This window comes from Planctobacterium marinum (assembly GCF_020687805.1).
Classification (GTDB): Bacteria; Pseudomonadota; Gammaproteobacteria; order Enterobacterales; family Alteromonadaceae; genus Planctobacterium; species Planctobacterium marinum.
This window is the reverse complement of the sequence record NZ_JAJEWQ010000016.1, coordinates 1-5,292: the sequence shown is the minus strand read 5'-3', so window position 1 is coordinate 5,292 and position 5,292 is coordinate 1. Positions and strand designations below refer to the sequence as shown.

Genomic DNA, 5,292 nt, shown 5'->3' with positions numbered 1-5,292 from the left:
CCCGGGCATTCAACGCCGCATAACTCAACGACGCCCCTTCAAACACTAACGCATCGGCCGTCGGTGTCGACGCCACCTGCGCCTCAAACAACGCGGCTAAACTGACCTGTGACGGTAACGCACGCTCAGTGGCATTCCACTGATGCAACACCTGCTCCCGCTCCGCGCCCGTCAACAGCGCCAGACTCTCTATCGGCGTCCGGGGAGATGCCAGGGCCGCCGACAGCAACACACCAAAGTGCTCTGCCATACGTCCGATACTCCGGGCCTCAAATAAATCCCGGTTGTATTCCCATTCCAGTACCAGCCGCCCATCGTGCTCCACCACCGTCAGGGTCAAATCGTATTTCGACATCACCTCTGCAGACTCCAGCGGACGCAGTGATAGCCCCGGCAGGTCCAGCTCTCCGCTCCCGGCATTCTGCAATATCAACATCACCTGGAACAACGGACTGTGGCTCAGGCTACGCTCCGGCTGCAGACGCTCTACCACCTGCTCAAACGGCACCTGCTGATACTCATACGCCGATAACAACACCTCCTTACTTTGCAGTAACAGGGTTTCAAAGCCCGGCGACCCGGACAGGTCACTGCGCAGCACCAAAGTGTTCACGAAAAACCCTATCAGCTCCGCTATCTCCGCCTGCTCCCGGTTGGCTATCGGGCTGCCCACCACGATGTCGCTTTCGTTGCTGTAACGCGATAACAAACCGGCAAACACCGCGTGCAGCCCCATGAACAAGGTCGCTTCATGCGACTGACAATACGCCATCAACGCGGACGTCACCGACGCGTCTAGCTCACTGCGATGCACCGCGCCGTTAAACGTCTGCTCATGGGGACGGGCATGGTCCAGTGGTAAACCGTGTAATACCGGTAAATCCGACAACTGCGTTTCCCAGTAATTCAGCTGACGGGCCAGCACATCACCACTTAACCACTCTCGCTGCCAGTGGGCATAATCCCCATACTGGACCGACAGCGGGGCCAGTGGATTTGGCGTTCCTTCAACCCGCGCCCGGTACAAGGCACTGAACTCTTTTATCAGCAACGACATCGACCAGCCATCCGAGGCGATGTGGTGCATTGTGACCAGCACCACGTGCTTGTCGTCACGCAACTTCAGTAAACGCCCGCGTAGCATCAGGTCGGCCGTAAGGTCAAAGCCCTGCAATCCCTCTTCACTCACCTGTTCACGGATAACCGCCTCCTGCGCTTCCTCGCTCAGGTGACTGAAATCAGCCTGCTGCACCTGTAAGGTTTTTGCTGCATGGATAACCTGATACGGCTCGCCATCCTCATCGCTCATGAAAGTGGTTCGCAAACTCTCGTGACGTTCGACAATATCGTTCAGCGCACCTTCCAGTGCACTGACATCCAGCTTACCTTCCAGCACCAGCGCTGCCGGAATGTTGTATTGACTCTGGCCCGGCTCTATCTGATCAAGTACCCACAAGCGCTTTTGGGCATAGGATGGTAATTCCAATTGCTGATTAGAAGAAATATCTAAGCTATTGTATAACTCAATTATCTGGTCTTTATTAGATTTAAGAATGCCAATGGATTGTGGATCCAGATTATTTTTATCTCCTTTGACTTTAACCTTGTCGTTTTCGACATAGATAAAAACCTTGGCCTTTTTTAACTTATACAAATAGCCAGTTAAATTCACGGGTCTAACTCCTCGACACCTTATAGTTTGATTTGTATTTGGTGCTCTAATTCGGTTTGTTACATCATTCGTTTCGAATGAATTGATAAATCACAGTTCTAATTCTGTAATGTCTTCCAACTCAGTTGCGGTCTCTTTAAGGTTAAGAATAGGGGCCGCAATAATCGCCCTGTCAGCTTGTTCAACTACAACAGAAAGCTCTTTAATGGTTGCATTTTTGAATAACTCTTTAGCAGGGAGCTCTATGGAGAAAGCTTCATTAATTCGGGTGATCAATTTCATAACAAGCAGTGAATGCCCACCCAAGGCAAAGAAATTGTCATCCACCCCTACCTGCTCAATACCTAACATTTCCTGCCAGATATCACATAAGATCTGCTCAATCTCGGTGGAAGGTGCGACATAGATTCTCTGCTGTTGACTAAAATCCGGCGCTGGTAAGGCTTTATAATCAACTTTTCCGTTGACAGTTAGCGGTAGCTTGTCCAATGCAACCCAAGCTCGTGGCACCATGTATTCAGGTAATATCTGCGCCAATGCCTCTTCCAATTGACGTTGCCAATCATCTGTAGCGCTTTGTCCGACAACCCATGCCACCAGTCGACTATCATGCTCACCATCAGTCTGTACCAACACAACGGCATCGGAAACAGACGTTTGCGCCAACAATGCATGTTGAATTTCGCCAAGCTCAATACGAAACCCGCGCAACTGCACCTGACTATCCATACGTCCCAGATACTCTAATTCACCATTGGCTAAATAGCGTGCTACATCACCAGTTCGGTAGGCGCGCCTTCCACCTAAGACGCTCAGATTCACGAAACGCTCAGCCGTGAGTTGTTGACGATTGAGGTAACATCTTGAAACGCCGTCTCCAAATACATACAGCTCACCGGCAACACCCGGAGGCGTTAAATTACCTGAGGTATCCAAAATCACAGCACCTAGATCAGCTAAAGGTTTCCCAATAACACTGATACCTGCTGAATTCTTAATATCTTCAATGGTCAGTCGGCGATAGGTAACATGCACGGTAGTTTCGGTTATGCCATACATATTAATCAATTCAGGCTTAGCGTCACCATGGCGGGCCGCCCAATCGTGCAACATCATTGGATTGAGCGCTTCACCACCAAAGATGACATAACGCAATGCCAAAGGCAGTGGTCGGCGCTTATCTTCTGCTATAACACCGCTAAAGGCACTGGGTGTCTGATTCAGTACTGTCACTTTCTCATCACTGAGAAGCTGGTAAAATTCCTCTGACGAACGTGCAACCCAATGTGGCACAAGCACCAACTTAGCACCGTAACAGAGCGCTCCCCAGATTTCCCAAACTGAAAAATCAAATGCAAAAGAATGAAACAGCGTCCAGGTATCCTGGTTGTTAAAATTGAATCTTTCACTGGCGCTAAGAAATAAGCGTGTTATGTTGCCATGTTCTACCATAACGCCCTTAGGATTCCCTGTAGAGCCTGAGGTATAGATGATATAAGCAAGGTTTGTAGGAGATAGCTTAACCCCCGGGTTTTGGTTTGATTGCTGTAAAACTTTAGCCTGCAAATCGACGCTATCCAGACACACCCGGTTGTCGGTATCTGCCAGCGTCAGATTGGTCTCAACATCTGATGTAAAAATCAGAGTTTTAACGCTCGCATCTTCTAATATGTACCTGATCCTCGATTCTGGATAGGTGGGATCCAGTGGCACATAAGCTCCTCCAGCTTTAAATACCGCTAAGATCGCAACCATCATATCCAATGAGCGCGGTAAACAGATACCGACTAAACTTTCAGATGTAACCCGACACTCGTTGATCAGATAATGTGCTAATTGATTTGCCCTCTCGTTCAATTCACCGTAGCTGAGGGTATCATCCCCCAAAACTACCGCGGTGGCGTTAGGGCTTATAGCGGCCTGGCTTTCAAATTGTTGCAGGACGCTGGACTGCAAATCATAAGATTTTTGTTCACCATGAGCTTGCGAAAGCAGCTTACCTCGCTCACTTTCACTAAGCATTTCAATGGCAAAAACGTCTTTTTCTGGAGCGCTAACAAGTGCCTCTAACAGCTGATTAAAATGCGCTGCCAACCTTTCTATCGTTTCCGGTTTAAACAGCTCAGTGTTGTAATTCCATTGCAGTGTCAGCGAATTCTGAGCCTCAATCACAGACAAGGTGATATCAAACTTGCTACTTAAGGTATCCTGACTAACTACTTCCAGCTCCAGCCCCGGCAATGAAATGTCCGCATCTTCCTGGTTCTGCAATACCAACATAACCTGAAACAAAGGGCTATAACTCATATCCCGGGTTGGTTGTAAATGCTCTACGACTTGTTCGAATGGAACCTGTTGATGGCTGTAAGCCTGCAATAACATATCGCGAGTACGCTGCAACATTATTTCAAACGACGGGGCATCGCTTAGATCATTGCGCAACACCAGTGTATTGACAAAAAAGCCAATCAATCCGGTAAGCTCTGCCTGCTCTCGATTTGCTACAGGTGTACCGGTAACAATATCAGTATCACTACTGTATCGAGCCAGAAGAACGGAAAACACTGCCTGTAACCCCATAAATAACGTAGCGTCATGTACCTGGCACAGTTTTTTCAGTTTTTCGACTGAAATGCCTTTCAGTGTGCTTTCTATTGTGTCTCCAAAAAAGTTCTGTTGTTTAGGACGAATATAATCAAGTGGTAAACTATGTACTTGCGGTATACCCGATAATTGAGAGTGCCAATAATCCAGGTGCCTCTGCAACTCCTCCCCCTGCAGTTGCTCTCGCTGCCAATGAGCATAGTCTGAATATTGTATGGCAAGGTCCGTCAATGGATTACCCTGCCCCAGAGTGAAGGCCTGATAGAGTTGACTAAACTCACGCATCATTACCCCAAGAGACCAACCATCAGAAGCAATGTGATGCATATTGGCAATCAACACATGGTCACTATCAGATAGTCTAAGTACTTTCACCCTCAGCATGAGCGACGATGACAAATCAAATCCTGAGGTTAATTCCTCCTGAATATACTCTTGTATAGTCAAGGTTTGCGTCGCCTGTTCCAGCCCTGACAAATCGACAACACTTATCGGCAATGCCTGTTGCGGCAGTATTTCCTGAAAAGGTAAGCCAGATGCGTCGGCCTTTATGACACTGCGCAACACCTCATGACGCGCGAGAATCGTATCGAATGCCAACTGCAGTGCGGCCATATCAATAGCGCCTTTGAGGCGAAAAGCACCTGGAATATTATAGTGAGCATTGTTTTGTTCGATTTGAGACAACAACCAAAGGCGCTGTTGTGAAAACGATAAGGGTAAGCTCTGTTTGTCTTCTACAGCGACGATATCTGGAACCATACTAAATTGTTCTTCGTCGCAATAAGATGCAAGCTTTGCAACGGTTTGCAGTTCGAATAAAGTGTTTACCTTAAGCTTAATATGGAGCCTTTCTGATAACTGAGTGGCGACATTGACAAGCAACAAAGAATGTCCGCCCAGCGCAAAGAAATTGTCCTCTACCCCAACCTGGTCGACACCCAGCACCTCGGACCAAATCTCGCACAGCAGCTTTTCCGTGTCCGTGCGGGGGGCCACATACTGATTCGCAACCA

Annotated in this window: 2 protein-coding genes; both read right to left on the bottom strand. The window is 48.1% G+C overall.

The window, feature by feature from the left end; translation table 11 throughout:
* Window positions 1-1,672: condensation domain-containing protein (locus LJ740_RS22955; protein WP_229531479.1), on the bottom strand; the 1,672-nt coding region annotated here is incomplete at its 3' end.
* A gap of 90 nt (window positions 1,673-1,762) precedes the next feature.
* A partial coding sequence (locus LJ740_RS22950; protein WP_229531478.1) for a non-ribosomal peptide synthetase occupies window positions 1,763-5,292 on the bottom strand: 3,530 nt, incomplete at its 5' end.